We start from the raw sequence: 25,147 nt of genomic DNA on the forward strand, positions 1-25,147 counted from the left end.
TTACTCATTAAAAAGCAAAAACTCGATGAGATAAAGAAAGAGAGCACTATTGTGCTCTCTTTGCGTTTTACTCGCTTATTCTTTGATAGCTTATTGCGCATTCATCTCGGTGAGTTTATCGCCGACAGGTTTTGAGAAGTTAAAGCCATCATGCTGATCCCAGTTGATAGACCATGTCATTACTCCTGCATAATTCGGGTAATGGTACGCTGGTTTTACGGTGCCACATGAAGTGCCTTTGGTTAAACAATCTAGTGCGTTGATAATATTCTGTGTTGGAGCCTGCCCTGAATTTGCCGAGCTAGGACCTGAAGGTAAACCGATTGCGACTTGATCATCGCGCAATGGTGCAAATTGAGTGCCGTCGGCCAACTCAAAACCTTCGATAAGCATTTTAGATTGCGCTACCATCATATCCACAGAGCCTTCTGGTGCACTGCCTGGCAGGTATGGGTTTGGCAAACCGCCGTTGTTATATAACTGGACGTGAAGCAAGTCGAGCGTGCTGCGTGTCTCGTTTATCACAGGAATGTAAGCTCCCCAAATACCGCTGTAAGCCACATAGCCGCCTTGAACATAAGGGTGCTCAGGCGCCATGGTTAGGTACATATCTCCACCCATGTTTTGCTCTATTTGAAGCAAAGCACGACCAAGGCGAGCTTGAATTTGCGAGCCATGAACTAAGTTAGAACCACTCTCTAAATCCACATCTAGACCATCAAAGCCCCACTCAGCGATAAGACCTGTTAGGCTAGAGACAAAGTTGGCTTCATCTTGGTCGGTATTCAGCGTAATCGTGCCTTCTGCGCCGCCAAGAGAGAGAACAAACTTCTTACCTTTAGCTTGAAGCGCTGCCATGTCCTGCTTGAATTGTGTTGGATCGAGTGCTGGACAATCGCTGTAAATATCGCCTGAATATAGATTAAAGTGCACAGTGCCATCACTGTTGCGATCATTTTCAGCAAAGGCAATATCAATCACATCCCAAGCATCTGCCATATCTGCTAGACGAATTGGACAGCCCGCACCATTTACAAAATTGTGCCAGTAACCGATGAGGTTATGGCGTTTCTCTACTTGCTCAACCACCGTTATTGCTGCGGCGTCAGACAGTGCATTGCTTCCTGACAAATCCACAGCTTGGGCGCTAACTGTAAAGTTACCAAGTGCAGTTGGTGTCCAGTTGGCTGTGTAAGGTGCTGTGGTATCGGTTGCAACAATAGAGCCGTTGATCATGAAATCAACGTGTTTAATGCCTGAAGTTAAAGACGTTGCATCGGCGCTTAATGCGAGACTTTTGCCTAATCCGACGGTTTGACCGCTGCTTGGTGAAGTCAGAGAGACGACCAAATCTTTATCGCTGACTTCCACACCAACCAGGGACTCTGACGTGTTGTTATCATTATCGGTTGCGACGGCTTTAAGCTGGTTAGCGCCAATAAGTGTGGCGTTCCAAGTAACGGAATATGGCGCTTGAGTGGTGACCCCTAAGCTGGTGTTGTTCGCAAAAAACTCAACTTGCGTGACTGTGCCATCAGCATCGCTTGCGTTTGCCGTGATTTCGTTATTGCTGCCAGCGAGCACGACTTGTCCATCCGTTGGTGCCGTAATGGTAACTTGCGGTGGTGTCGAACAAGCACCTAGGCCACTCCAAGCATCTTGCCAGTATAGCCCTTCACCAGGCTCGTAAGCCCATGTCGCATCCGAGGAGCACCAACCAGCAACATCACAACGATATTTTTGGTTGAAGTGAGAAATCAGGTCGCCAGCTTGATAACTTGTGCCTGCCACATAAGGTACTGCATCTGCACATCCGCCCGTTCCGGTTTCTGAATTACTAATAACCAGCGCTACTTCTTGGCTCATCGTTGCGAGGTTTGTATCATCAGTCGCTTGTGCTTTGAACGAGTATGTACCTGGACTAGCGGTCCATTGATATTCGTAAGGTGCGCTAGTATCAATGGCGACAGATTGATTGTTTACGAAGAACTCAACTTGTGTGACCACACCATCAATATCGTCAGCTTGAGCGGCTACGGTTAGGTTATCGCCTACATTAAGCACTTCTGTGCCTACTGGGCTTGTCAATGAAATGCTTGGTGGCGGTAATTCGACTTGTGGTTGAACTTGGATAGAAATCGTCGTGGTGCTAACAGCTCCCTCATTATCTGTCGCAATTGCGGTCAATTGCGAGATCCCTTCAATAGCTGTCCAAGAAGCTTCGAATGGTGCTTGAGTTACCACAGCAACGGTTTGGTTGCCTGCAACAAACTCAATTTGTGTGATTTGGCCATCTTCGTCAGTTGCGTTGGCTAACAAAGTGATCGCACTGCCTTCGGGAATTTGTGCGTTGTTTATTGGAGAGGAGAACGACACCGTTGGTGATAAATTGTTGCTTCCACCATCACATTGCCCTAACGCTTTCCATGCTTCCCAAGATCCTGAGTTGGTCACGGGATCATTGCCTTGCGTCCAATATGCAGCCTCATAAGCGGCTCCTTGCGTTTTTACTAAAGCGCCCGATGTATAAGTCGCAGTGCTGTCCCAGTCGGGTAAACTTTGACAGTTATAGGCTTGAGCTTGGTAGCTGGCGCTGAGTGCTACAACCATCGCTCCGTGAAGTAGGGTGACCTTCATTTTCCTCTCCTTGAATCATGGGTATAAATGAGAACAGAGTAATAACTAGCTGATAAATAGACATTAGGGGGAAAAAGCGAAGCACAATATTCTGCTTTTCGACACAGTATCACGAGGAACAGTTCGTCCCTTACACCAGAGCTCATTATTTTTCGGCTCACTTCACGGCAGAAGGATTGGTAAAATTCAGCCACGTAAAACGAACAACAGTCGCGAGGCTTTTGAGCGATGAATATGAGATGTACGTTAAAATTTACAAGCTGAATGACTACAAATTGTTTCAACTGTCGAGGATTTAACCGAGGTGCTCTTGTTGAATAGTGAATATTGCTATAGTGTACTAGTTAGCTAGTTCAATGATATTTTTGTGTGAGTAGTATGACACAGCAAACCTCTTCTCAGCCTCGCGAGCATTTTGGCTCTCGTCTCGGGTTCATCTTAGCTGCCGCAGGTGCCGCAGTTGGCCTTGGCAATATTTGGGGCTTCCCAACTCAAGCAGCCAGTAATGGTGGCGGTGCTTTCCTGTTAGTTTATTTGGTGATGATTCTTATCGTCGCATTTCCGATGCTGGTGGTTGAAATGGCGATTGGTCGCCATGGTCAAGCCAACCCTGTAGACAGTATGCGTGCAATCACAGATAACCCTACCGGTAAAAAACTCGGCGGCATTGTGGGTTGGATTGGTTTAAGCGTACCAAGCGCTGTCTTAGCGTTTTATTCAATTGTTGGTGGTTGGTTGATCTGCTTTTTACTGGGTGCAATCACAGATCTAATGGGGTTAGAAGCTGCAACTCAATGGCTAAAGGGCTTTAGTGTTGAACGTAACTTGTTCGGAACCATTACTTTTTATGTACTGACGATTCTCATCGTACAAGGTGGCGTAAAACAAGGTATTGAGAAGTGGTCCACACGTTTGATGCCAGCATTGTTTGTTCTGTTTGCTCTGCTATTTGCTTACATCATGACGCAAAACGGTGCGATGGAAGGTCTGAAACATTACCTAGTGCCGGATTTTGAAAAGGTATGGGACCGCAAGTTGATTCTTGCTGCAATGGGACAGGGCTTCTTCTCGCTTACGATCGGTGGCTGTTCAATGCTGATTTATGGCTCTTACTTGAGTAAGAAAGAGAACCTACCAAAGATGGCGATGAACGTGACCATGGTAGATACTGCCGTTGCTTTCATTGCAGGATTAGTGGTGATGCCAGCGATGTTTGTGGCAATGCAAAAAGGCGTTCAGATCTATGCAGAAGATGGCTCTCTATTAAGCTCTGATACGTTGGTATTTACCGTATTGCCATTGATGTTTGATAGCTTAGGTTTGCTTGGTCAATTGTTCTCTATTGTGTTCTTCTTATTGCTGACGATTGCGGCGCTAACGTCCTCCATTTCAATGTTAGAGTGTCCAGTGGCTTTAGTGAGTGAGCGCTTCAATACTAAGCGCAGCGCAACGAGCTGGGTTTTAGGTGGTCTCATTGCCTTGTTCAGTGTGGTGATTGTTTATAACTTTGGCGCTCTGTTTGGTATGGTCGCGACGGTTGCTACTCAGTATCTACAACCAACCGCTGCGCTCTTATTCTGCTTATTTGGTGGTTGGGTATGGAATCGCAACTCAAAAATCAAAGAGCTTGAGCAAGGTTGCCCGGAGTTTACGCAAGGTTGGTTTGGTAAGTTATGGCCTGCGTATGTGAAGTTTGTATGTCCAATTCTTGTGGCGACAGTCATCTGGGCTTCATTTGGCTAACCGAGACGCCTATCGAATAAAAGAAAAGGGCTTGATGGTAACTCATCAAGCCCTTTTTCATATTGGTTATTCTCGTTTCGGTTATCCGCCAAGCATGGTGTGGATTAACGGAATTGTCCTGCTTCTGGAAGAAAGTCAAAACCAGCAGAAGCCAGTTTTGTCTCCAGTGCTGTGCGCTCGATATCGAAGAAAGCCACCAGTTTGTCCAGATCACCTCCGAAGTCATCGCGTAGCTTCATATTCACAATGCTCATCAGCATGACAGGGTCCATGGATTCAAAGTTCGTTAGATTCATGACTTATCCTCAAAATCTGAAATCAGTAGGTTTGCCGCAGCAAATGCCGCTTTTTCACGCACTTCTTTTGGTAGCGATTCATCCGCTGCAACATCGTTCAGTGCTTTAACTGCACATGAAATTGCTTGGGGAATATAAGCTTGATCGCCACTACCAATCTGAGCATAAAGCTCACGAACCAGTTCACAACAGCCGTATACTTGCATGTTTTCTTTCCACTAAATGATAACTTATCTCAATATACACACAGCGGATTTGAAACTCAAAGTACAGAGTTGTTTTGGCTCAAGTTGAAGGTTTGCTTGAGCGAGATTTAATCACTGCATTTGTGCTTCTAACTTCTGAGTGACTTCTGGTGAAAGTTGAAGTTGTTTTGCTAGTTCTTGCAGATACGCTTTTTCCATAAAGTTTTGTTCATCAGCGACGATCAAAGACGCTAGGTAAATTTCTGACGCTTGTTGAGGAGAGGTCGCCTGATTAGCAATTTCAGCAGGATCAAGCGGTTTGTTTAACTCTTGCTGAACGAGGTGACGAACGTGCTCATCTGCGCCCATATCCGCGAGAGCTTGTTCAATGCGCGCCATTTCCTCTTCATCAACGTGACCATCAGCTTTTGCAGATCCAATCATTGCTTTTAAAATTAAGACACTGTGTTTACTGTCATCGGGGTCAAAGGTTTCTTGAACACCTTGACCGGATTGCTTGGCTTGCCAGTCGTTATACACTTTGTAGGCCAAGGCTCCAAGCGCAGCTGCGCCACCGACTTTTAATGCGTTTGACCCTATTTTTTTAGTCATTTTTTTACTTTTCTTTGAGCCCATCAGCATACCGATGAGGCCTCCGCCTACAGCACCTGCTCCTAGCGTTTTTAGACTACTTGAATTTGATGAGGATTTGATGTTGTTGGTTTGTTTGCCCAATGCATCTGCACCTTGCTTAAGTAAGTCTGATTTGAGTGCTTGGTTTAGAAGACTTTTTAAATCCATAACTGACCTCCTTTAGATGATGAAATCAGTTTAATAGCAAGAAGCTGAACCAAAGATTAACAAAGTGAATAGTTCGAAAAAGGTGGAGGGAGGATGTTGAGCTGTAATAAAAAGGGCTGACCGAAGCCAACCCTTTTTAACTATTTGAAACTACTTCAAATGCGAACTCGTCTAGTGCTTACTTTAGTTGAGCTTTTACGTGCTCAACAATGTCAGTCATTGCGACTGCTGTTTTCTCACCAGTAGCACGGTTCTTGTATTCGAAGTTGCCTTCTTTCATTGAGCGGTCACCGATAATAATGGTATGCGGTACACCAATAAGCTCCATGTCAGAGAACATTACGCCTGGGCGTTCTTTACGGTCATCAAATAGCACTTCGATGCCCATTGCCGTTAGCTCAGCGTACAATTTCTCAGCGGCTTCTTTCACTTCTTCTGACTTGTGCATGTTCATTGGAACGATCGCTACCTGGAATGGTGCGATTGCATCTGGCCAGATGATGCCGTATTTGTCGTGGTTTTGTTCAATAGCAGCCGCTACTACGCGAGTGATACCGATACCGTAACAACCCATTTCTAGGATGACGTTCTTACCATCAGGACCCAGTACACCACAGTTCATCGCTGCGGAGTAAGCGTTACCTAGTTGGAAGATATGGCCAACTTCGATACCACGCTTAAGCTGGATAATGCCCTTGCCACATGGGCTTGGGTCACCTTCCACAACGTTACGTAGGTCTTCAACTTGACCAAGCTCTACATCACGACCCCAGTTAATACCGAAGTAGTGTTTGCCATCGATGTTCGCGCCCGCACCGAAGTCGCTCATTACCGCAACGCTGCGGTCAACAATGAACGGCAGTTTAAGGCCAACAGGGCCTAGTGAACCAGGGCCTGCACCGATAAGCGCACGAATTTCTTCTTCAGATGCCATTTCCAGTGGAGCTGCAACCTGAGGAAGGTTTTCTGCTTTCACTTCGTTCAGTTCATGATCACCACGAATAATAAGCGCGATGATTGGCGTATCAACTTCGTCAGATGCTTTCACAAACAGTGTTTTCACTGTTTTTTCAATTGGTAGTTCGAACTGCTCAACCAATTCAGCGATTGTTTTCGCGTTTGGCGTATCAACCAACGTCATTTCTTGTGTTGGTGCCGCAGCCTCAGAGGCTGGAGCTAGTGCTTCTGCTTTTTCAATGTTTGCCGCGTAATCTGACTCGCTAGAGAATGCGATGATATCTTCGCCGCTTTCAGCCAGTACGTGGAACTCTTGAGAGCCGCTACCACCGATAGCACCGCTATCTGCAAGTACAGGACGGTAATCCAGACCCATGCGATCGAATGCTTTACAGTAAGCATCATGCATTGCGTCGTATGACTTTTGTAGTCCGTCTTTATCAATGTCAAAGCTGTACGCATCCATCATTGAGAATTCACGTGAACGCATTACGCCAAAACGTGGGCGTCGTTCGTCACGAAATTTAGTTTGGATTTGGTACAGGTTTAGCGGAAGCTGTTTGTAAGAGCTCACTTCATTGCGAACAAGGCTAGTGATCACTTCTTCAGCGGTTGGGCTAAGTACAAACGGACGAACATGACGGTCAGTAAAGCGAAGTAGCTCAGGGCCCATCTTTTCGCTGCGGCCTGTCTCTTCCCATAGTTCAAACGGCTGAACAACGGGCATCAAAGTTTCGACTGCGCCTGCATTGTCGATTTCTTGACGAACGATGTTTTCGACTTTACGCAGTACACGTAGACCAGTAGGTAGCCAGGTGTATAAACCTGAAGCCAGCTTACGGATCATACCTGCACGTAGCATGAGCTGGTGGCTCACTACTTCTGCGTCGTTTGGAGTCTCCTTCAGAGTAGAAAGAAGATAATTACTGGTACGCATTAAATTTATCCGTTTATTTAAGTTAGATACTCAAGCTTGAATAAGCAGGAGTATGGGAGTTCCCGAAAGGGAAATTTGTTAGCCGTCTATAATATCAGCCAATTGCGTTTGTCAAAAGCTTTCAATAGCGGTAACCGTTATTAAGTTGCTTGTTGCTGTGAACTTTACGTTCAAGTCGAACAAATTTACCGCATATTCTTTGTCGTCCGGTTTGTTTTTCTTATATGCAGGGCGAGGATCTTGTGCCAGAACTTGTTCAATGACTGATCTTACATAGTCAGTATCGGATCGACTTTCTATCGTTGCTAATGCTTGAGCAGAAAAGGTGACTTGTGACTTTTCTGGCTCTTGGTCTGCGTATCCGCCTTGTGCTTCCGAAATAGAATCCGAATAGGGGATATAAGGCTTAATATCCACAATCGGTGTCCCATCCACGAGATCTACACTGCCTAAATCAAGATAGATTTGATCGCCTTGCTTAGTGACTCCTTTCACTTCAACGGCTGACATTCCGATTCCGTTTGGACGGAAAGTCGAGCGCGAGGCAAAGACACCAATTCGTTCATTGCCGCCTAATCGTGGCGGACGTACAGTTGGTTTCCAACCAGCTTCCAGATTCTGATCAAATAGAAACAACAACCAAACGTGAGAGAACTGTTCTAGCCCACGCACTGCTTCAGGGCTATTTGCTGCACCTAACAGTTTTACGCGTGCTTTAGCCTCTGGTACTAAGCGTGGTTGGCGCGGAACTGCAAACTTTTCTTTGTACGGTGTCTCAATGACGCCGATGGGTTCGATGGAATACATGGTGGACATCTTTAAGAATTCATTGAGATGAAAGTATCACAAATTTCTCTTGCTTTTCTTGTTGATAATGACTATTAATTAAAATGTTATAACATAACAATTTAATTGAAAGGAAAAGTATTATGAAACCAGGAATCCATCCTGAATATCGTCCTGTGGTGTTCCACGACACCAGTGTAGATAAGTACTTTGTCGTTGGTTCTACATTGAAAACGGAGAGAACCATCGAATGGAAAGATGGCAAAACTTACCCTTACTTTACGTTAGATGTGTCGTCAGCTTCTCACCCGTACTACACCGGTAAACAGCGCGTTGTACAAACCGAAGGTCGCATTGCGAACTTCAACCGTCGTTTTGGTCAATTTAAGAGCGAAAAGGAATAAATCATGAAGGTAGTAAAATCATTAAAAAGTGCAAAAAGTCGTCATCCGGATTGCCAGATTGTAAAACGGAGAGGGCGTCTTTATGTCATTTGCAAAACGAACCCGAGATTCAAAGCTGTGCAAAAGTAATCAACCTGCATATATCTAACTTATGGTTTTGTTTAATTGATAATGTTGAGTTAATTATCTTACATGGATGAAATATCTACATTTTTATTCAATGTTGGTTATAAATGCCTCTGTTCGTCACAGTTTGTAACATTTAGGGCTTTTATTTGACCTTCTACTCAAGTACCCTTCGCACGCTTTTTGACATTTTTGTCACATTTGCATAGGAATAAAAACAAGGAGGGAACAGATGAGTTCATCTGATTCAATTAAACAAAACTCGCCTAAGAAGCCGCTGTTTACGCGCTTTTTGGATACTGTCGAATATTTGGGGAACTTATTGCCCCACCCGATCACACTATTTGCCATTTTCTGTTTAGCCATTCTGGTGATGTCGGGTATTGCAGGATACTTCGAAGTTTCCGTAGTTGATCCTCGTCCTGAGGGTGCAAAAGGTCGTGCCGCGGATGGCATGATTCATGTCGTTAGCTTGCTTAACGCTGATGGCCTTGAACTAATCGTTACCAATCTAGTGAAAAACTTTGTCGGCTTTGCACCTTTGGGTACGGTATTGGTTGCGATGTTGGGTGTTGCTATTGCTGAATACTCAGGCTTACTATCTGCAGCAATGCGTGGCTTAGTCATGGGTGCATCACAACGCATGGTAACAGTGACGGTCGTTTTCGCGGGTATCATTTCAAATACGGCATCAGAGCTTGGCTATGTGGTACTTATTCCACTGGCTGCAATGCTGTTCCATTCTTTAGGTCGTCACCCACTTGCCGGTCTTGCTGCGGCGTTCGCTGGTGTATCTGGTGGTTACTCAGCAAACCTACTTATTGGTACGGTTGACCCGCTGTTGTCAGGCATTACTGAAACGGCTGCGCAAATGATTGACCCAACTTACACTGTTGGTCCAGAAGTTAACTGGTACTTCATGTTTGTGTCGACATTCTTCATTGCAATCACAGGTGCGTTTGTTACTGAAAAAATTGTTGAGCCAAAGCTTGGCAAATACAGTGAAGAAGAAGCCTCAGAAGATTTGTCGAACGACAAAATGGGTGGCTTAACAGACATTGAGAAGAAAGGCCTAAAACTAGCAGGTGTTGCTGTACTGGTTGTTTCAGCGCTGCTTGCTTGGACGGTTGTTCCAGAAGACGGCATTCTACGTTCTGATGCAGGTACAATTGCAGGTTCACCATTCCTGAAAAGTATCGTGGCATTCATCTTTGTGTTCTTTGCTATTCCAGGCTTTGTGTTTGGTAAAGTTGTTGGCACGATGAAGACGGATCGCGATGTAATTGATGCAATGGCGAAATCTATGTCTTCTATGGGCATGTACATTGTATTAGTTTTCTTTGCGGCTCAGTTCGTTGCTTTCTTTAAATGGACTAACTTCGGTCAGGTATTCGCGGTTGCTGGCGCTAGCTTCCTGCAAGAAATTGGCTTAACTGGCCCAATGTTGTTCTTTGCCTTCATCCTGATGTGTGGATTTATCAACCTAATGATTGGTTCGGCATCGGCGCAGTGGGCAGTAACGGCTCCGATTTTTGTTCCTATGTTGATGCTTGTTGGTTATGCACCGGAAACGATTCAGGCTGCTTACCGAATTGGTGACTCGACGACAAACATCATTACTCCAATGATGAGCTACTTTGGTTTGATTCTTGCCGTAGCGACTCGTTACATGAAGAACTTAGGTATCGGTACGCTGATCGCGACCATGCTACCTTACTCAATCTGCTTCATTGTAGGTTGGAGTGTGCTGTTCTACCTATGGGTATTCGTATTTGGTTTACCAGTAGGCCCTGGCGCAGCAACATACTACACACCTTAGAAAACGGTTACCTCACACAGCTCCATTATAAAAAGCCTGCGAACGTCGCAGGCTTTTTTATCGATTGAGACTGTGTACGCAGGCTTACCTGATTATAGATGTCGGATTATAGCTGAAAACGTATCAACAAAGGGCGATAAAAGTGCTGAGTGAGCCAGCACAAGCTTTTCCAAATTATGCGTTTGTACCAGGGTAAGTGCGCAATATACACATAGCTAAATTCAATTTCTGGCTGGGCTTTTCTGTTGCGTTTAAAAGCCGGAGCACCTGAGCTCATATTAAAGCGACGCTGGAATATCATTGCGTGGCGGATGGTATAGGCCGATATTCGACGATACAATGCGAGGCGTTGTGGCTTATTGGTATCGTAGCCAAAAATTGGGCAAGTCATATCATTATCAATTTCTACAATGCCTAACGTAGCCAGCATCTCTTCTTGATAAAACAGTCCCACTAACTTTACTAATTTGTTCTGGCTCGCCTGTTTTAAATATTGGGTTGAAAACTGGATGTTATTGATGCTGTATTTATCAAGGTAAAGCATGTCATATAACTCTTTGGCACGCTGAAACTCTTCATCAGTGGTCAGTGGCCTAAACTGCCAATCTTTATCATTAAGCAGTTTGAAGTCTTTCGTTAAATCTCGGTTGAAGCTGAACGCTTGCCAATCATCAAGTAAATACACTTGTCGTGTTACCAAGCTTTGCCATTGCTGCTGCTCTAATCGCTGAATAAAGCGTGATTGTTGACGTTGGTTAATGGAGCGAAGTACCAAGGGAAAGGTGGGATATTTATCGAGTGCGACGCGACGCAGTTCATCGAGATTTAAGGCTGCCCATTGTTCGCTATACATATTGGTGGACAAGCACTGATTGTTGAGCGTTTGGACTTGATCCAATCCAGCCAATGATAAGATTGGTTTAGTCATATTAATAAGTAACTTACATACCCATCGAACAGCCACATTTTTGACTTTGTGAAGCTCTCCTTCGGCGTAGCCACTAAGCAGTGTCATAGGGGAGACTGCATAACAGTTGTTTGGTATTTTTGGTGTTACGGAGTAAGGAATGGCAACATCATCGATATAGTAGCAACCAAAGCTTGCTGTGCATTCATCAATAGGATTTGACTGCATAAGAGTGATAAAGGTTTGATGCCATTCTTGAAAGGAAAGTGTCATGAGTTCAATGCCTCTCCATTCCACTCAATATCAACGGTAGAAGCGTCGCTCCACTTCGTCTTGTTCTGCCTAGCTAACCGGAGTAATTCAAACATACTCCGGATTTGGCTCCCGACCAGTAAGTTATGCTGTTGCATCACATTCACTCCAGACCACCAATCTTGCCAAGTTCGAGCCTTGAACAGGGATAACCCGCCCTCAGCGATGAGTGTTATTGGACCTAAATGATGCAATCGCTGCTTGGAAGGACTGGTAAACTCCATATTAGGAAGCAGTTGGTTGCATCGAGACGAGAGTAGGTGCAAACCACTGGTGGCTCTTGGGTTACATTCAATCACGTAGAGCTCATCTTGTGATTTGATGAAGTCAAACGACACTTGCCCATGATAAGTATGACGTTTACCAAAAGCGGCGATAAATCTATCTAGTCGTTCGCACGAGATCGGCTGAAAAGCACTGGCGGCCGAGCCGTTTACACAGTATTTCGGCACATAAGCTTGGTGTGCTTTAAGGTCACCATGTTCAAAAATGGCATAGTTACACACCGGAGTCCCTTGGATTTTTTGTTGCTGAACCCAAGGGAAAAGGGGCGATATCGTGGCGGCAGAAATAGACTGAGTCGTCACATCTCTTATGACTTGCCCGCCAAACCGAGAGTAAACGGGCTTTAGAACGGTCCTCTTATTAATTTCAATCTCACTTTTATCAGCGACCAAACGAGTTTTTGGAAGTGTGATTTCTGGCAAACCCTGAAGCTGTTCAAAGACGGTCAACTTGTTGTGCAGGGCATTGAGTAGTCCCACATTGGGCAGAAAAAAATCTACTTCTGGGCATTGTTTGGCAACATGAGCCAAGTAATAAACTTCTTCACAAGTGGGTATCACTATATCAATACGCATCTGAGTAATGATTTTTAGGATCTGCTGTTGATAGGTGGGAAACGCAAATCGAGGTGAAGCGGTGGGTATGTAAGACTCGATACCTCGCAAAAACGATCCCAGAGGCTTTTTTAGCGAATCGGTGAGAATTACTTCATGCCCATGATGCATACACATGGTTGCCCACTCTAGTGCAACTGGTGCTCGGGCTCCGGTGATTAAGACCCGCATATGTTCACCACACGTCGTTGTTTATTCATTGGCGTCCAAATAGGCGCAGGGCGGTAACTAAATCTGACAGGATCAAGCCGCAATTGGTCAAACAACTTTATCAAGGCTTGGTGTATAACCCGATGGTGGTGAACATCCGCTTCAATTTGAATGGCTTGTGACCCTGTTTGGGTGATTCGGTAATCCACGCGACCTTTGGCAGATAGTGTTATAGCGCGGTAGATGAGATCTGGTAACACCGTAACTGGGACGTGGTTTGCGTTTAGCGTGAGGCGATCACCACATCGTCCGGCAATCGTGCCAAGAGGTTCAAATACGCCATTATCCTGTTTATTCTCAATAATATCGTCGAGCTGATAACGAATAATGGGCTGAGTTTTACGACGAAAATCGGTGATAATTGGGCTGTAATGAGTACGTTCGGTATTCAGCCAATGTTTTTCGATGTAAATAACATCCTGATTCCAGCGCATTTGTCCATGCTGATCAGTACATGCAAGAAAACCTTCGGTACATTGATAGACTTCATGGAGTTCGCTGTCGAACCGTTGAGAAATAAAGTGACGGTCACTCTCAGTTAGGACTTCTGCACCAGAAATGATCCGCTGTGGTTGAATTTCGGGTTGACCAAATTGACCGCTGAACTGGGCGCAGAGCTGAAGAGCTTGCGCACTACCAACTAAAAGCGTGGGTTGGAACTCATCTAGCTCTTTTATCCATTCTTGGTAAGGTTTAGTTAAATCCGCATAAAAGAATGTGACAGGGCCTTTCGCGACGGATTTATACAGTGGGCTGTTGGCGCGCAAGGCTAGCGCAATTCGGTGCTTTTGCCATAGGTTGGGCAACAGGCGAGCCAATATATTGCCAGCCCACAGTTGCGTTTCCTGTTTGTCAGCAAGAAACAACCCGCGTATGCCTGATGTGCCCGAAGAAAGCCCAACAGTAACATCGCCAACTTTCGAAGCGGCGAAGTTGCGTGACTGTTCTGCTTCGAGTGCTTGTTGCATTAGCTGTTCAGCATCTAAGCCCTTCGTATTCAACTCTGAAAGGTTCTCCATCATGGTTTGCTTATTCATGATAGGGAAATCACTGAGTGGTGCACCTTGAAGTGAGCGGTAATACGGTGAATGGCGGCATACCCAATCCAAGTGTTGCGTTAAGTGTTGTTGCTGCCATGTTTCGACTTGTTCCCTTGAGCCGAAGGGGCGGTAGCGGGTTCGCCAGAATTCTGAGATAAGCGTTCTCACTTCATCCATCCTTCTTTGATTAGCTGCTGGATAGTTTCCTGACAATGTGAAGGCACGAAGCGAACAAAGTGGTGGGTTTGTTGGTAGCAACTTCTCAACTCGGAGAGGGTGTTTTTATAGGCTTTTGTATCATCGCAAAGCATGTTCGCCAGCCAATGTTGATCGATATTTTCACTCAAGCTCTCGATTAACCAGCATGCATCGGCGAGTAAGAACAGCCAACCTTGGTCTCTTTTAACCAGCAAGCCCACTTGGCCAGCTGCATGGCCTGGCAAGCTAACCATATAAATAAATCCATCGTCGAACATGTCTTTACAGAGCAAATTAACACCTTGGCACTGAGGAAGAATTTGGCTGATTGATACAGAAAAGTCACTATGAATGAATAAGTTAGATTCAAGTTGTGGAGGAAGTAGAGCTTTTAGGTATCCTTTTCTTACGCCTCCAATTCGACCACTTTTAGTAATTGCATCCACCCCTTTTTGTTGGCAATGCAATTGAGAGTGGGAAAACTCAGACACGGCAGCAATGTGATCAGCATGGAAGTGGGAAAGTACTAAGTGTTCAATATCATGAGGTTTGAGACTTTCTTTTGCTAACTGCGCAACAATTCCGTGTTCTTTTTTATAGCGACAAGGTGTTGTCCAAGCATAAAAACGTTCAGGGAAGGGGCGAGTCGCGCTAAAAAAATGCTCGTGATATCCCGTGTCAAACAGGATGTTGCCTTGTGTTGGGTGCTGAATTAACGCAACGGCTGCCGGAAATGCTCTAGGCTTGATACCAGAACCTGGTTTGACAACAAAGCCTGGGTGTACGCAGTGTCCAGCCTCAAAGATTTTTATTTTTAGACCAGTTTGCATACTGCTGTATTCCTTCTTGAATTGAAAAAAGCGGTTGGTAATTCAGTGTTTGTTTAGCCTTGCTGATATCCAGAGTTTGATGATAGTTAAACAATCCTGCGCTGTATGAGGTGAGCCTTGGTTCTGGCTGATGTGGTAAGTGCCTTCGTATTTGCTCACTGAGCTTTAATAATGGTGATACCACACCGTATGGTAATGATTGTAACGTTACTTTTAGGTTTAACCCCTCACATAAAGCTTGCAGAACAGTCTCAATTGGCATTGGTTCGTTGTTGGAAATGTTGAACACATCACCATGCTGAAGTCGGTCTGCCTGAGTGCAAGCGAGCATCGCTGCATGGGCAACGTTGTCGACATAGGTCAGATCAACCACAGGATTTCTACCCGATGGCAGAAGCAGAGTGTTGTTTTTTATCGCCTTAAGCACTCTTGGGATAATCGCGCGATCATTGGGTCCAAAAATGCCACGCGGTCTTAAAATGATCGCTTTACTTCGACCTTTTACGGCTTCAATTTCTGATAGATATTTTGTGTGTGCGTAATCATTACACCAGTATGAAGCTATGGCGTCGGTTTCTCTAATATTCCAACGGTCTTGATGGTCAAAGTAGACGCTGGTGGACGAAATATGGATAAAACGCGAGATTTGATGCGTATTAGCCGCATTGACGAGGTTTTTGGTGGCATCTACATTGGCTTGATAAAACGCCTGCCACTTTCCCCATGGGCTTGAGAGAGCGGCACAATGGATGATTGCATCCATACCTTGGCATACCGCATGAACTGCTGAGTGGTCTCTTAAATCGACTATATGTGGGATAACATCGAATTGCTCGGCGAGTTGTTTAGCGATGACTGTATTTCGTGCTGTAAAATGCAGTTCATGCTGCTGGTGAAACATTCTCAGAATTGCGCTACCCAACATCCCGCTGCCACCAGTGACCAATATCTTCATAGTTTTAGCACTCCCATCCCTAGTGACAACCCTGCGGCGGTGCCAGCTAATAACACATGTTTTCCTGCGGTTTCTGGCTGATTACGCAGCCAGTGTAAGTTAATTGGGAGTGAGGCGGCGACTTGGTTTCCCAAAGTCGAAAAGTGATTAACGGTTTTCTCTGTTGGTAGCCCGGTGAGTGTAGGCAGTTTTTTTAATCCATGCGCGCTGGCTTGATGAGGAAGAAAATAATCAATATCGCCGAGTGTTACCGGAGAGGCGTCAAACCCTTTTTTTAGAAACGCTGGTAAGGCGTTACGCACATGTTTAAAGAGTGCTTTGCCCTCCATCTCAAACTGGCAACTTTTTAAATAGGCTTGATGCTCGGAGGTATGCGGATTGATATGACTACCTCCGCCCTTAATTTGACAAAATGAATACCCGGTATGATGCGTTTCAAAGTGACTGGTGAGCAATCCATCATCGTTGCGTTCTTCGAGCAAAAATGCGGCGGCACCGTCTGCGAATAGCGTTGCAACTTCTGGTTTGAGCGTAAAATTTCGATTCAGTGTGATGCCAGTGGCGAGTTCGCTGGTGACAATAAGAATCCGACGGTATCGTTTTGCTAAGAATAGACTCTGGGCAAGATCAAGCGCAGAGAGAAAGGATAAACAGGTGCTGTTCAAATCAAAGCTTTCTAGCCATGTTGGAGCGTCTAACGCGGCGAGAACCGCTGAGGCGTCGTAGGGTAGAGACTGGTGATGTGTGCCGCTAGCGTAGATAAGAAGATCAACGGAGCTTAAGGTATGTGTGTTTCCTAAACACTGCTCTATTGCCTGCACCGCCATGTAAATAGCGGTCTCTTTTGTATTGGCTACATGACGACATTCAACGTCGAATTTATTTCGGCAGGTCCCTGGCGCTAATTTTAGGAAGCGATCCATCTCTCGATCAGACCATTGATTCGTTGGCAGGTAGCTTCCACTGGAAACGATGTTAAAGCCCATTATTCTCTATACACTTATTAAAAACGTCGTTCAAAATAAACCACGTTGCATATTGAAGCTATGACGAGCGAGATGAAAAATAAACAGAACAAAACAAATGGGAGTAAGAGCACGCTTTGGGTGCAATGCTGAGAATGAATTTTCAGGAATGAGCCAGGCTTTGATTTGCTGGCTCAATATGAATAGAGTGAGGGTTACTTCTTGAATTTCGCCAAAATACGATCCAAATGGTTTGCAAATTCGCGTCGATCGGTTTGAGAAAGCGCGGCGGGCCCACCTGTCTGAATTCCGCTTGAACGCATGGTTTCCATAAAGTCGCGGATATTTAGGCGAGCTTTGATGGTGTCTTTTGTATAGAGCTCGCCACGAGAACTGAGGGCTTGAGCGCCTTTAGAGATAACCTCATCTGCAAGCGGAATATCTGACGTGATCACCAAATCGTTGGCTTCTACACGCTTGACGATTTCGTTGTCTGCGATGTCAAATCCCGCAGGGACTTGTAGCGAGTGGATGTTGTCTCTTTTCGGCACAGGGACAACGTGGTTAGCGACAAACGTACATTCAATCCCCGTACGCTCGGCGGCACGCACAATGGTTTCGCGAATAACTTTCGGACACGCGTCTGCATCTACCCATAACTTCATGATGATTTCTCACTGAGTTTCGCTTCTAACTCTTCAATACGAATGGCTAGCATTTTTACGGTGCGCTCTAGGGCTTCAAGACGATCATTATCGGTGTGGTGTTGTGCTGCGATTTCAATCTTGGGTACGCGTTGAGCACTCTTCCAACTTTTTATTGCGGTGATTAATGCTGGCATTGGAACTGGCGTTTTCAAGCGTGCTTTCACTAACGCTACGGTTGGCTCTTTTCCTTGTTGTTGCAACTGTTCCATTGCCGCTTCTAATTCTTTAGTAACGTCTTGAGTTAACATTTTTAATCCTTAACAACGATATATCTATCATCATACGTTGAGTGCGCTGATTTGGCGAATGGCATTTTGGAGAGTGTAGTGTGAGAGATCTCTTACATAGGTTGTGAGAGAAAACGATTTCGTAAGCGGAAAAAGAGAAGCTGAAGAGCTTAAGTTTCTGATAAATAATGATTTAACAACTTGTTAACCAATGTGAGAGCCAAATATTTATCTTGGATAGATTGTCTATTTTTGGAAAAGGCGTAAATTGAGAGTTGTCAGCAGGAAGCAGACATGGAACAGGAAAGCACCAAGGATTTGGTTATCGTCAGGAAGACGATTTGGTTGGTCAGGATGATTAATCAAGCATGGAGCGTAGGACATTGTAAGGATACGATCATCAATAGGATGTTGATGACTAAGGATAGACAATGGACCCCTCTAGGATTGAGGTTATGGACAGCATCAGGAAGATGCAAGGGACACCGCTCAAGGAACAAGTGACGTGTGCTAACGAGGAATGTTAGCAGTCAGGATGATAAGGACACCGCTAGGACGGCGACGTAAGGAATAAGCTGACGGAATCAGCCACTATTATGGATGATGCATGGAGCACTTTTAGTAGCCGGACTGCTGCGAGTAAGACCATGACCCCGATACTTATGTGTCGGGGTCTTTCTTATATAAAAACGATATCCAGTGCTCTCATTGAATTAAGCATCTCGATGTTACTTGGGGATATCAATATCACAAAATATATAAATTCCTAATAACACTTAATAAAAAACAACTCAGATCAATACCCTTTCCAACCAGTTGGTTTAACTTTCGGCTTCTCTACAAGGTGTTATGCCCGCAATCATTGAGCATGTTCAGCTCATCGAGTTTGTGATCTGCGGATAGATTAAGTTTGTTGTAATCAAGGAACAGATGTGGCCATAGTAACCAGAAGAATGCTTCTTCTACCCTACAATGAGTCGTTGCAACTAGAATTCGTCATGCTGAATTGCTGTGCGAAAAACCGTGCTGAATTGAATGGTCCGTATACAGTTGCGTCTGCCAAACAGATGTTTGAGAAAATACTAGATGATGAGAACATTTATAGTATGGCAGTGCTAGAGAGCACCAGTCGTGACTATATGGGGCACGTGTTCATTGCTAATCTCGATTCCGAACCTGAATTAGGGTTTATTTTTGATAAAGCATATTGGGGTAAAGGGTTAGCAACAGAAGCACTAAAAGCATTTTTCCCCAAAGCGTGCCGTGAATTGGGCTTGAATAAGGTGAAAGCTAACGTGAATAGCAATCATCAAGCTTCTATGGCAGTACTGAAAAAGCTGGGATTTGTTGAAACAAAAGAAAGTAAGGATATATATGGTCCTTACTTTGAAATGGAATTTACAAGCGATGCGGTGGTAGGTGAAAGTTCTGCGGCCTGAAACCGACCATGGTTAACTCTCCTTGGTAGCAATCGTCACCAAGAGATGAAAACTCAAATTGATACACCGTATGCCAACGCCAGACTCCGTCTGGCGTTTTTAGTTTATGGGCACCAAAGGCGATGCTGATTAATTGGAGATCCAATTGCTCACATTTACGCGTGATGGCCGCTTTTGCGAGTTCGGCTTGGCGACGCTGTTGCCAAAACAGGTAACAGAAAAAGCAGAGCCCTAAAATTGCTAAAAGATCACCAATCATTCCTGAACCTTTCTTAGCTTTTTGTTGCTTGTTGTAAGCTTACTAGCGCATTTGCTAGTTCCTCTGATGGGTTTGAATGCAGCAAAGGCAATAACACCATTCTTAACTCTGGCAGCATCACTAAATCGGCAAATAACTGATTAAATAGGGCTTGATTACCGGTTTGAGCTAAACGCAGCAAAAACTGTTCTGCTACCTTTTCATTGGCGAGTAAGTGCCAAGCGCGACCCGCCACACCAATCAATACCTCCTGATGGCTTAAACGAGGGCTATGCAATATCGCATCTAATACTGGAGAGGCGACTTCTGTTGGCGCACCAGCAAGGGCTCGGATAAGTGCTGAAAGTAGGAAGAGATCAGGTTCGCTACTTGCGATTTCTTGCTGTGCCTTTTCCGCGATACGTTCTGCTAAACGCTCTTGAAGCTCTACATGCTCAAGCGCACCTAATAGGGCATAAAGTGGCTCATTTGGTAGGTGGTTCAACGCTTTGCGTATCATTACCCCGTTTTGCTCTTTGTCCAAACGAGCTGCCATGTCGGTGATCCCTTGCAGACCTACGGTTTGCCAATTATCCCAGCCTAAACCACCTGAAAAGTAATGCTGAGTGTGCTCATAATATTGGCTGGTAGGAAGATCGAGGTTCGCGCGGACCTGGCTATGAAACACGGCCATTTTGTCTTCGGAAGGTTTGAACGTATATGGGTTATTAGACAGCTTTTGCTGTTGCTCTTCAGAGATATCACCATTGAGGCGTGTTCCCATGGCTTCCACTACGTATTTAATGAAATTGCCGATATCTGATTGCTTTAACAAACCGCGCTCGTCCAATTCAAACTTTAGAAACCAAATCCAAGGTTGCTTTTGTTCATTCCAATAAGCGATGGCAAGGTGTGCTTTACGCTGCATTGGGAATGGGTACGGTGCTTGACCTTTTTCTACATCGGCAAACTCTTTCTTAGCGATGGTTTTGATACGACGACCAAGATCGAAGATTTGATAATCACAGCGGCTGTTGTTCAACAGTTGAGTGAGGGTTTGAATGTTTTCCATTAAATACGACGTCCTAACGTTCTTTTCACAAGAAATGGTATCATTCTCGGCTAATTCAAGGTTCGAGATAGAATTAATGGTAACAAATACTCAATTGGTCGACTTACTTCACCAACTTGAAACGCAGCTTAAAGAACATAAGTTGTGGCAACACACTAGGCCTTCAGAGCAAGCCTTACAAAGCGTGGAGCCATTTGCGATTGATACATTGCATCCTCATGAGTGGTTGCAGTGGATCTTTATAGACAGAATGCACGTGCTAGTGGAAAACAACCAACCATTGCCAAGAGGGTTTTCTCTCGAGCCCTATTTTTCAGAAGCGTGGAAGCAGGAACCGCAGTTCGCAGAGCTGCTTGTTACAATCCGAACCATTGACGAACTGTGTAAGTAAACGAATGCTAGAACAAGAAATAGCGCGATCTTCAGAACCAGTTGAGCTGGAGATCGTTTATCAGGATGAATATTTTGTAGCGGTCAACAAGCCTGCCGGCATGTTAGTGCATCGCAGTTGGTTAGATAAACACGAAACTCAATTTGTCATGCAAACTTTGCGCGACCAAATTGGTCAGCATGTGTTCCCATTGCATCGTCTGGATCGTCCAACATCTGGTGTGCTCGTGTTTGCGTTGTCGAGTGAAGTCGCATCACAAGTCATGCCGATGTTTGCTGAACATAAAATGGAAAAGACATACCACGCAATAGTACGCGGTTGGATTGAGGAAGAGGGCGTTTTGGATTACTCGCTCAAAGTCGAGTTAGACAAGATTGCGGATAAGTTCGCTTCACAAGAAAAAGAAGCGCAAGAAGCGGTGACGGAATATAAGCCGTTGGCTAAAGTGGAGGTTCCCTATTCGACGGGTAAATTTCCTACAACGCGTTATTGCTTAGTTGAGATGAAACCTAAAACGGGGCGTAAGCACCAACTTCGTCGTCATATGGCACATCTACGCCATCCGATCGTGGGTGATACAACGCACGGGGATGGAAAGCACAACAAGCTGTATCGCACAGAGTTTGAATCTCATCGTTTGCTACTGCATGCTTCAGAGTTACGGTTTGTCCATCCATTTACCGATCAAGAGATTGTCATGACGGCCAATCTTGATGAAACTTGGCAGCAATTGTTTACTCGATTTGAGTGGGATGAACCGATAATCGGCGCAGTTAGATCTAGATAATGATTGAGTACAAATAAAAAGGGTTAGCATCAATGCTAACCCTTTTTAATATTTAAGACTTAACGTTTTACTTTAGTTTTTCAAGATCCGCTTCGATCTCTGCGATCTTGCTCGAAACGACTTTTTCTAAATGACGAAGGTCTGAAAGAATTTTCTCTTTTACATCAACCTCAGGTTGTTTCGTTGGCTTAGTGATTTTATTCAGTTCATCAATGACTAATGTGAGGTTACGGTTGATTTCCGTTACTTCTTTATATTTGTGACTGCCACTGTCCACAAGAACATTTTTGATTTGGCGCGGGTATTTGAATTTAACGCTTTTAGCGAACAGTTCGCCTTTTTGCTTGTGGAAATAGATCTTGAGTACGTCTTTGTGTGCTTCTTGGCGTAGGGAATAACGTTCAATCTGCTTAGGGTCGTGAATACCCAAACCAGTGAGGTGGGGATACATAGGTTACCTCTATTACATCGAATTGATATTGATATAACTGTAGCAGCCTATGTATGAGCTAGATAGCTGATATTTAGCCAAAATGCTTAACTTGTGGGCAAGATCGCTCTCGCCCAGAACCGAAAAGATTGGCAGGTTTGATCTAAGCAGCGACCTCATCAGATAACTTTTCGATCAATCTCTCTCTTAGCTCATCTTGCTGTTCTTCACTTAATCTTCCCCCTGCATCACTGGTTAAAATAAACAAGTCTTCTGCTCGCTCACCAATGGTGGTGATTTTTGCACCATGAAGGTTGATATTTAAATCAGCAAACGTACGGCCTACTTTGGCCAACAGCCCTGGTGTGTCTAGCGCGACAAACTCCATTAAAGTGTGTTTTTTACCTTTGGTTGGTAAGAAGTCGACTTTGGTTTTCACATTAAAGTGCTGAAGTTTGTTCGGAGTACGGCGCGTTTTAATCTTGGTTGGTCGGCCCGCCTCCAGTACATGGGTGAGGTGTTTAATCACCGCCGCGTGACGAGATTCATCGATCGCTTCGCCATGTTGATCGAGTACCATAAAGGTATCAATCACGTGCCCATCTTTGCTGGTCATGATTTGCGCGTCGTGTACATTAAAATTACGCCTATCTAACTCCGCCACGACCGTCGCAAATAAAGCAGGCTGGTCTTTCGTATATACAAACACCTCAGTGCCGCCACGAGTGGCTTTTTTACTGATCAACACCAAAGGCTTAGTCGGATCTTCCATGCGAAGTAAGTGTTCGCAGTGCCACGCGATTTGCGTATGGGTATGACGAAGGAAGTAGTCAGCTTTGAAGCGTTGCCACAATACTTCAATTTCGCGCGCGGCAAACCCCTCTTTGCGCAGCATTGCGGAGGCCATTTGTTGATTGTGGCGAATTCGCTCACGCACATCGACAGGGTTCTCTAGCCCTCTGCGTAAAGCACGTTGTGTGGAGTAATACAGCTCTGCAAGTAAAGTTCGTTTCCAAGCATTCCAAAGTTCTGGGTTGGTTGCACAAATATCTGCAACTGTCAGGCATACAAGATAATCGAGAGATTCTTCGTCTCTGACTTTTTTGGCAAACTCGGTAATGACATCGGGATCATAAATGTCTCGGCGCTGTGCGGTGACAGACATTAATAGATGATGTCTTACCAACCAAGCGACAAGTTTGGCTTCGGGCTTCGATAAGCCATGCTCAATGCAGAAGTCGTATGCTTCTCCTTCACCGATAATTGAGTGATCGCCGCCACGACCTTTCCCGATATCGTGGAAAATAGCGGCAATAATCAGCAGCTCTTTCTTTTGCATTCGAGGGTAGACGTCACAGCAAATTGGGTGCTTCGCATGATTTTCTGGGTCACTAAAAGTGTTGATGTGTTTAAGTAAGCGAATACTGTGTTCATCAACTGTGTAGGCATGGAATAAGTCAAACTGCATTTGACCAACAATCTGACTCCATTGCGGTAAATAGGCCGCCATAACCCCTAATCGGTGCATGAGACTGAATGCTTTGTGCAGAGCATTAGGGTGACGACATAACGCCATGAACTTTTCACGCGCAGCAGGAATGGTGTGCAAAAACTTGTTGAGCCGACGGCGAGCGGTGCGCAGTTGACGCAGCGTTGGTGGGCTCACCCCTTCAATAGTTGAGTCGTTAGCAATATGTAAGAACATATCCAGAATAGTTTCTGGGCGAGCTTGGAACAATGCGGGTTTCCGCGCTTCAATTAAAGAACCGCGACGTTGAAAGTCCGTATCGAGAATCTCGGCACTTTCTGTCGCCCCACCATTAATGATCGCTTGGTCAAAGAGTTTGAGTAGCATTTTATTGAGCTCTGCCACACGACGAAGCGTGCGGTAGAACTCTTTCATCATCATTTCTACGCCTCGATTGCCTTCTCCGACGTAGCCTAGATTTTCCGCAACTTGTGCTTGATGGGCAAAGGTCAAGCGGTTGTCATAGCGGCGAAGCTCCATGTGCAGAGCGAAACGTACTCGCCAAAGGAAGTCCTGACATTCAACCAATTCTCGGTATTCTGCGTCAGTTAAAAATCCGTATCGGCTCATTTCTAACAATGAAGTCGCACCAAAGTGACGTCGAGCGACCCAGCTTAATGTATGAATATCGCGCAGCCCGCCAGGGGTTGATTTAATGTCCGGTTCTAAGTTGTAGGTCGTGTCGTGGTAACGTGCATGGCGTTCGCGCTGCTCTTGAATTTTAGCGCGGTAAAACGTCTCACTTGGCCAGAAGGAGTCTGATAACACGACTTTCTTCAGTGCCTGAAAGGTGTCCTCGCTTCCACACAGCAATCGCGCTTCTTGCAGGTTTGTCGCGACCGTTAGATCGGCTTTACCAATTTCAGCACATTCAGTAACGGTGCGAACAGCGTGTCCGACCTCGAGTTTTAAATCCCACAACAGCGTAATGAATTCGCTGATTTTTGCTTCTAACGCGGTTGGCAGTTTATTGTTCGACAGAATCAAAATATCGATATCGGAGAGCGGATGCAGCTCGCCTCGTCCGTAGCCACCAACGGCAACTAGGGAAATGTTGTAAATATCCTTGAAACCAAAATGTTGCCACAAACGATTGAGAAGCAGATCCATATATTCAGCTCTGGCTAAAACCAAGCTTGTTACCGGATGATGATTGAGAAACTCTTGGTTTTGATTAGAGCTAAACTTCTCTAATTCTTGTTTGAGTTCACCGATATTGATTTGTTCATCGGAAAAGGTAAGAGGGGACTGAAGTGTCATATTTGCCATCCGTGCAAGCTAATCTAATAACAATCTAACAAATTTGCGGCAGATAAAAAAT

The 25,147-nt window shown here is 44.9% G+C and carries 25 protein-coding genes; 7 read left to right on the forward strand and 18 right to left on the reverse strand.

Annotated elements, in window-relative coordinates; translation table 11 throughout:
• Window positions 1–90 precede the first annotated feature (90 nt).
• Entirely contained in the window at window positions 91–2,637 is a 2,547-nt protein-coding gene (locus R7127_RS04555; protein ID WP_033905532.1) for an Ig-like domain-containing protein, read from the reverse strand.
• Window positions 2,638–3,015: 378 nt separating this feature from the next.
• Here R7127_RS04555 and R7127_RS04560 point away from each other — a divergent pair, with 378 nt between their 5' ends.
• Window positions 3,016–4,380 carry a sodium-dependent transporter gene (locus R7127_RS04560; protein WP_033905531.1) on the forward strand — a complete coding sequence of 455 codons (1,365 nt, stop codon included), beginning with the start codon at window positions 3,016–3,018 and terminating at the stop codon, window positions 4,378–4,380.
• A gap of 104 nt (window positions 4,381–4,484) precedes the next feature.
• Here R7127_RS04560 and R7127_RS04565 read toward each other — a convergent pair whose 3' ends face one another.
• From R7127_RS04565 to tsaA, 5 genes are all read right to left on the reverse strand, one after another.
• Window positions 4,485–4,676: a DUF4250 domain-containing protein gene (locus R7127_RS04565; protein WP_033905530.1), complete on the reverse strand. Its 192-nt coding sequence runs from the start codon at window positions 4,674–4,676 to the stop codon at window positions 4,485–4,487.
• A complete protein-coding gene (locus R7127_RS04570) occupies window positions 4,673–4,882 on the reverse strand; it encodes a YaeP family protein (protein ID WP_033905529.1) in 210 nt (69 codons plus the stop codon). Before R7127_RS04570 ends, R7127_RS04565 begins: the two co-directional genes overlap by 4 nt.
• A 111-nt stretch (window positions 4,883–4,993) precedes the next feature.
• Entirely contained in the window at window positions 4,994–5,662 is a 669-nt protein-coding gene (locus tag R7127_RS04575) for a tellurite resistance TerB family protein (protein ID WP_033905528.1), read from the reverse strand.
• 178 nt (window positions 5,663–5,840) lie between these two features.
• Complete coding sequence (locus tag R7127_RS04580; RefSeq protein WP_064354243.1) at window positions 5,841–7,556, reverse strand: proline--tRNA ligase; 1,716 nt, start codon at window positions 7,554–7,556, stop codon at window positions 5,841–5,843.
• Between the two features lie 111 nt (window positions 7,557–7,667).
• Window positions 7,668–8,363 carry a tRNA (N6-threonylcarbamoyladenosine(37)-N6)-methyltransferase TrmO gene (tsaA, locus tag R7127_RS04585; RefSeq protein ID WP_064354297.1) on the reverse strand — a complete coding sequence of 232 codons (696 nt, stop codon included), beginning with the start codon at window positions 8,361–8,363 and terminating at the stop codon, window positions 7,668–7,670.
• 122 nt (window positions 8,364–8,485) lie between these two features.
• On the opposite strand from tsaA, the gene R7127_RS04590 reads away from it, so the two are divergent.
• The 3 genes from R7127_RS04590 to R7127_RS04600 all read left to right on the forward strand — a co-directional run bounded on the left by R7127_RS04590 (window position 8,486) and on the right by R7127_RS04600 (window position 10,691).
• Window positions 8,486–8,746: a type B 50S ribosomal protein L31 gene (locus R7127_RS04590; RefSeq protein WP_005380295.1), complete on the forward strand. Its 261-nt coding sequence runs from the start codon at window positions 8,486–8,488 to the stop codon at window positions 8,744–8,746.
• 3 nt (window positions 8,747–8,749) lie between these two features.
• Window positions 8,750–8,875: a type B 50S ribosomal protein L36 gene (gene ykgO / locus R7127_RS04595; protein WP_005380299.1), complete on the forward strand. Its 126-nt coding sequence runs from the start codon at window positions 8,750–8,752 to the stop codon at window positions 8,873–8,875.
• Window positions 8,876–9,104: 229 nt separating this feature from the next.
• Complete coding sequence (locus tag R7127_RS04600) at window positions 9,105–10,691, forward strand: AbgT family transporter (protein ID WP_005380301.1); 1,587 nt, start codon at window positions 9,105–9,107, stop codon at window positions 10,689–10,691.
• Window positions 10,692–10,797: 106 nt separating this feature from the next.
• Here R7127_RS04600 and R7127_RS04605 read toward each other — a convergent pair whose 3' ends face one another.
• The 8 genes from R7127_RS04605 to R7127_RS04640 all read right to left on the reverse strand — a co-directional run bounded on the left by R7127_RS04605 (window position 10,798) and on the right by R7127_RS04640 (window position 17,962).
• Complete coding sequence (locus R7127_RS04605; RefSeq protein ID WP_104979629.1) at window positions 10,798–11,871, reverse strand: hypothetical protein; 1,074 nt, start codon at window positions 11,869–11,871, stop codon at window positions 10,798–10,800.
• Window positions 11,868–12,980 (reverse strand): ATP-grasp domain-containing protein, encoded by a 1,113-nt coding sequence (locus R7127_RS04610; RefSeq protein ID WP_213895566.1) that lies wholly within the window; start codon window positions 12,978–12,980, stop codon window positions 11,868–11,870. Before R7127_RS04610 ends, R7127_RS04605 begins: the two co-directional genes overlap by 4 nt.
• Window positions 12,968–14,236, reverse strand: a complete 1,269-nt coding sequence (locus R7127_RS04615; protein ID WP_171343216.1) for a F390 synthetase-related protein — start codon at window positions 14,234–14,236, stop codon at window positions 12,968–12,970. The genes R7127_RS04610 and R7127_RS04615 overlap by 13 nt, the downstream gene beginning before the upstream one ends.
• Window positions 14,224–15,087 (reverse strand): MBL fold metallo-hydrolase, encoded by an 864-nt coding sequence (locus R7127_RS04620; RefSeq protein ID WP_017820759.1) that lies wholly within the window; start codon window positions 15,085–15,087, stop codon window positions 14,224–14,226. Before R7127_RS04620 ends, R7127_RS04615 begins: the two co-directional genes overlap by 13 nt.
• Window positions 15,056–16,042 (reverse strand): NAD-dependent epimerase/dehydratase family protein, encoded by a 987-nt coding sequence (locus R7127_RS04625; RefSeq protein WP_053306722.1) that lies wholly within the window; start codon window positions 16,040–16,042, stop codon window positions 15,056–15,058. Before R7127_RS04625 ends, R7127_RS04620 begins: the two co-directional genes overlap by 32 nt.
• The gene (locus tag R7127_RS04630; RefSeq protein WP_173646022.1) at window positions 16,039–17,028 is read right to left on the reverse strand and encodes a ketoacyl-ACP synthase III; all 990 of its coding nucleotides are present in this window, start codon (window positions 17,026–17,028) and stop codon (window positions 16,039–16,041) included. Before R7127_RS04630 ends, R7127_RS04625 begins: the two co-directional genes overlap by 4 nt.
• Before the next feature lie 194 nt (window positions 17,029–17,222).
• A complete protein-coding gene (locus tag R7127_RS04635; protein ID WP_005380310.1) occupies window positions 17,223–17,672 on the reverse strand; it encodes a YaiI/YqxD family protein in 450 nt (149 codons plus the stop codon).
• Window positions 17,669–17,962 carry a hypothetical protein gene (locus R7127_RS04640; RefSeq protein ID WP_064377187.1) on the reverse strand — a complete coding sequence of 98 codons (294 nt, stop codon included), beginning with the start codon at window positions 17,960–17,962 and terminating at the stop codon, window positions 17,669–17,671. Before R7127_RS04640 ends, R7127_RS04635 begins: the two co-directional genes overlap by 4 nt.
• 932 nt (window positions 17,963–18,894) lie before the next feature.
• Here R7127_RS04640 and R7127_RS04645 point away from each other — a divergent pair.
• Entirely contained in the window at window positions 18,895–19,380 is a 486-nt protein-coding gene (locus R7127_RS04645) for a GNAT family N-acetyltransferase (protein ID WP_081107518.1), read from the forward strand.
• On the opposite strand, the gene R7127_RS04650 is transcribed toward R7127_RS04645, so the two are convergent.
• Both R7127_RS04650 and R7127_RS04655 read right to left on the reverse strand, forming a co-directional pair.
• Window positions 19,340–19,639, reverse strand: a complete 300-nt coding sequence (locus R7127_RS04650; RefSeq protein WP_005380315.1) for a DUF3301 domain-containing protein — start codon at window positions 19,637–19,639, stop codon at window positions 19,340–19,342. The two genes, R7127_RS04645 and R7127_RS04650, sit on opposite strands and share 41 nt — an antisense overlap.
• A gap of 13 nt (window positions 19,640–19,652) precedes the next feature.
• A complete protein-coding gene (locus R7127_RS04655) occupies window positions 19,653–20,690 on the reverse strand; it encodes a DUF3549 family protein (RefSeq protein ID WP_017636035.1) in 1,038 nt (345 codons plus the stop codon).
• A gap of 76 nt (window positions 20,691–20,766) precedes the next feature.
• On the opposite strand from R7127_RS04655, the gene R7127_RS04660 reads away from it, so the two are divergent.
• Together R7127_RS04660 and truC are read left to right on the forward strand one after the other, a co-directional pair.
• On the forward strand, window positions 20,767–21,081 hold the full coding sequence (locus tag R7127_RS04660) for a YqcC family protein (protein WP_005391784.1): 315 nt from the start codon (window positions 20,767–20,769) through the stop codon (window positions 21,079–21,081).
• Between the two features lie 4 nt (window positions 21,082–21,085).
• The gene (gene truC, locus R7127_RS04665) at window positions 21,086–21,868 is read left to right on the forward strand and encodes a tRNA pseudouridine(65) synthase TruC (RefSeq protein WP_064377183.1); all 783 of its coding nucleotides are present in this window, start codon (window positions 21,086–21,088) and stop codon (window positions 21,866–21,868) included.
• A gap of 67 nt (window positions 21,869–21,935) precedes the next feature.
• Here truC and R7127_RS04670 read toward each other — a convergent pair whose 3' ends face one another.
• Window positions 21,936–22,319, reverse strand: a complete 384-nt coding sequence (locus tag R7127_RS04670) for a DUF3461 family protein (protein ID WP_005380322.1) — start codon at window positions 22,317–22,319, stop codon at window positions 21,936–21,938.
• Window positions 22,320–22,461: 142 nt separating this feature from the next.
• The gene (gene glnD / locus R7127_RS04675; RefSeq protein ID WP_017636037.1) at window positions 22,462–25,086 is read right to left on the reverse strand and encodes a bifunctional uridylyltransferase/uridylyl-removing protein GlnD; all 2,625 of its coding nucleotides are present in this window, start codon (window positions 25,084–25,086) and stop codon (window positions 22,462–22,464) included.
• Window positions 25,087–25,147 lie beyond the last annotated feature (61 nt).

Source organism: Vibrio sp. 1159, from assembly GCF_033340395.1.
Lineage (GTDB): Bacteria > Pseudomonadota > Gammaproteobacteria > Enterobacterales > Vibrionaceae > Vibrio > Vibrio alginolyticus.

Bases quoted from the DNA above. Each gene is read 5' to 3' on its own strand.
- R7127_RS04555 (WP_033905532.1), bottom strand. From the start codon at position 2,637: ATGAAGGTCACCCTACTTCACGGAGCGATGGTTGTAGCACTCAGCGCC.
- R7127_RS04560 (WP_033905531.1), top strand. From the start codon at position 3,016: ATGACACAGCAAACCTCTTCTCAGCCTCGCGAGCATTTTGGCTCTCGT.
- R7127_RS04565 (WP_033905530.1), bottom strand. From the start codon at position 4,676: ATGAATCTAACGAACTTTGAATCCATGGACCCTGTCATGCTGATGAGC.
- R7127_RS04570 (WP_033905529.1), bottom strand. From the start codon at position 4,882: ATGCAAGTATACGGCTGTTGTGAACTGGTTCGTGAGCTTTATGCTCAG.
- R7127_RS04575 (WP_033905528.1), bottom strand. From the start codon at position 5,662: ATGGATTTAAAAAGTCTTCTAAACCAAGCACTCAAATCAGACTTACTT.
- R7127_RS04580 (WP_064354243.1), bottom strand. From the start codon at position 7,556: ATGCGTACCAGTAATTATCTTCTTTCTACTCTGAAGGAGACTCCAAAC.
- tsaA (WP_064354297.1), bottom strand. From the start codon at position 8,363: ATGTATTCCATCGAACCCATCGGCGTCATTGAGACACCGTACAAAGAA.
- R7127_RS04590 (WP_005380295.1), top strand. From the start codon at position 8,486: ATGAAACCAGGAATCCATCCTGAATATCGTCCTGTGGTGTTCCACGAC.
- ykgO (WP_005380299.1), top strand. From the start codon at position 8,750: ATGAAGGTAGTAAAATCATTAAAAAGTGCAAAAAGTCGTCATCCGGAT.
- R7127_RS04600 (WP_005380301.1), top strand. From the start codon at position 9,105: ATGAGTTCATCTGATTCAATTAAACAAAACTCGCCTAAGAAGCCGCTG.
- R7127_RS04605 (WP_104979629.1), bottom strand. From the start codon at position 11,871: ATGACACTTTCCTTTCAAGAATGGCATCAAACCTTTATCACTCTTATG.
- R7127_RS04610 (WP_213895566.1), bottom strand. From the start codon at position 12,980: ATGCGGGTCTTAATCACCGGAGCCCGAGCACCAGTTGCACTAGAGTGG.
- R7127_RS04615 (WP_171343216.1), bottom strand. From the start codon at position 14,236: ATGGATGAAGTGAGAACGCTTATCTCAGAATTCTGGCGAACCCGCTAC.
- R7127_RS04620 (WP_017820759.1), bottom strand. From the start codon at position 15,087: ATGCAAACTGGTCTAAAAATAAAAATCTTTGAGGCTGGACACTGCGTA.
- R7127_RS04625 (WP_053306722.1), bottom strand. From the start codon at position 16,042: ATGAAGATATTGGTCACTGGTGGCAGCGGGATGTTGGGTAGCGCAATT.
- R7127_RS04630 (WP_173646022.1), bottom strand. From the start codon at position 17,028: ATGGGCTTTAACATCGTTTCCAGTGGAAGCTACCTGCCAACGAATCAA.
- R7127_RS04635 (WP_005380310.1), bottom strand. From the start codon at position 17,672: ATGAAGTTATGGGTAGATGCAGACGCGTGTCCGAAAGTTATTCGCGAA.
- R7127_RS04640 (WP_064377187.1), bottom strand. From the start codon at position 17,962: ATGTTAACTCAAGACGTTACTAAAGAATTAGAAGCGGCAATGGAACAG.
- R7127_RS04645 (WP_081107518.1), top strand. From the start codon at position 18,895: ATGCTTCTTCTACCCTACAATGAGTCGTTGCAACTAGAATTCGTCATG.
- R7127_RS04650 (WP_005380315.1), bottom strand. From the start codon at position 19,639: ATGATTGGTGATCTTTTAGCAATTTTAGGGCTCTGCTTTTTCTGTTAC.
- R7127_RS04655 (WP_017636035.1), bottom strand. From the start codon at position 20,690: ATGGAAAACATTCAAACCCTCACTCAACTGTTGAACAACAGCCGCTGT.
- R7127_RS04660 (WP_005391784.1), top strand. From the start codon at position 20,767: ATGGTAACAAATACTCAATTGGTCGACTTACTTCACCAACTTGAAACG.
- truC (WP_064377183.1), top strand. From the start codon at position 21,086: ATGCTAGAACAAGAAATAGCGCGATCTTCAGAACCAGTTGAGCTGGAG.
- R7127_RS04670 (WP_005380322.1), bottom strand. From the start codon at position 22,319: ATGTATCCCCACCTCACTGGTTTGGGTATTCACGACCCTAAGCAGATT.
- glnD (WP_017636037.1), bottom strand. From the start codon at position 25,086: ATGACACTTCAGTCCCCTCTTACCTTTTCCGATGAACAAATCAATATC.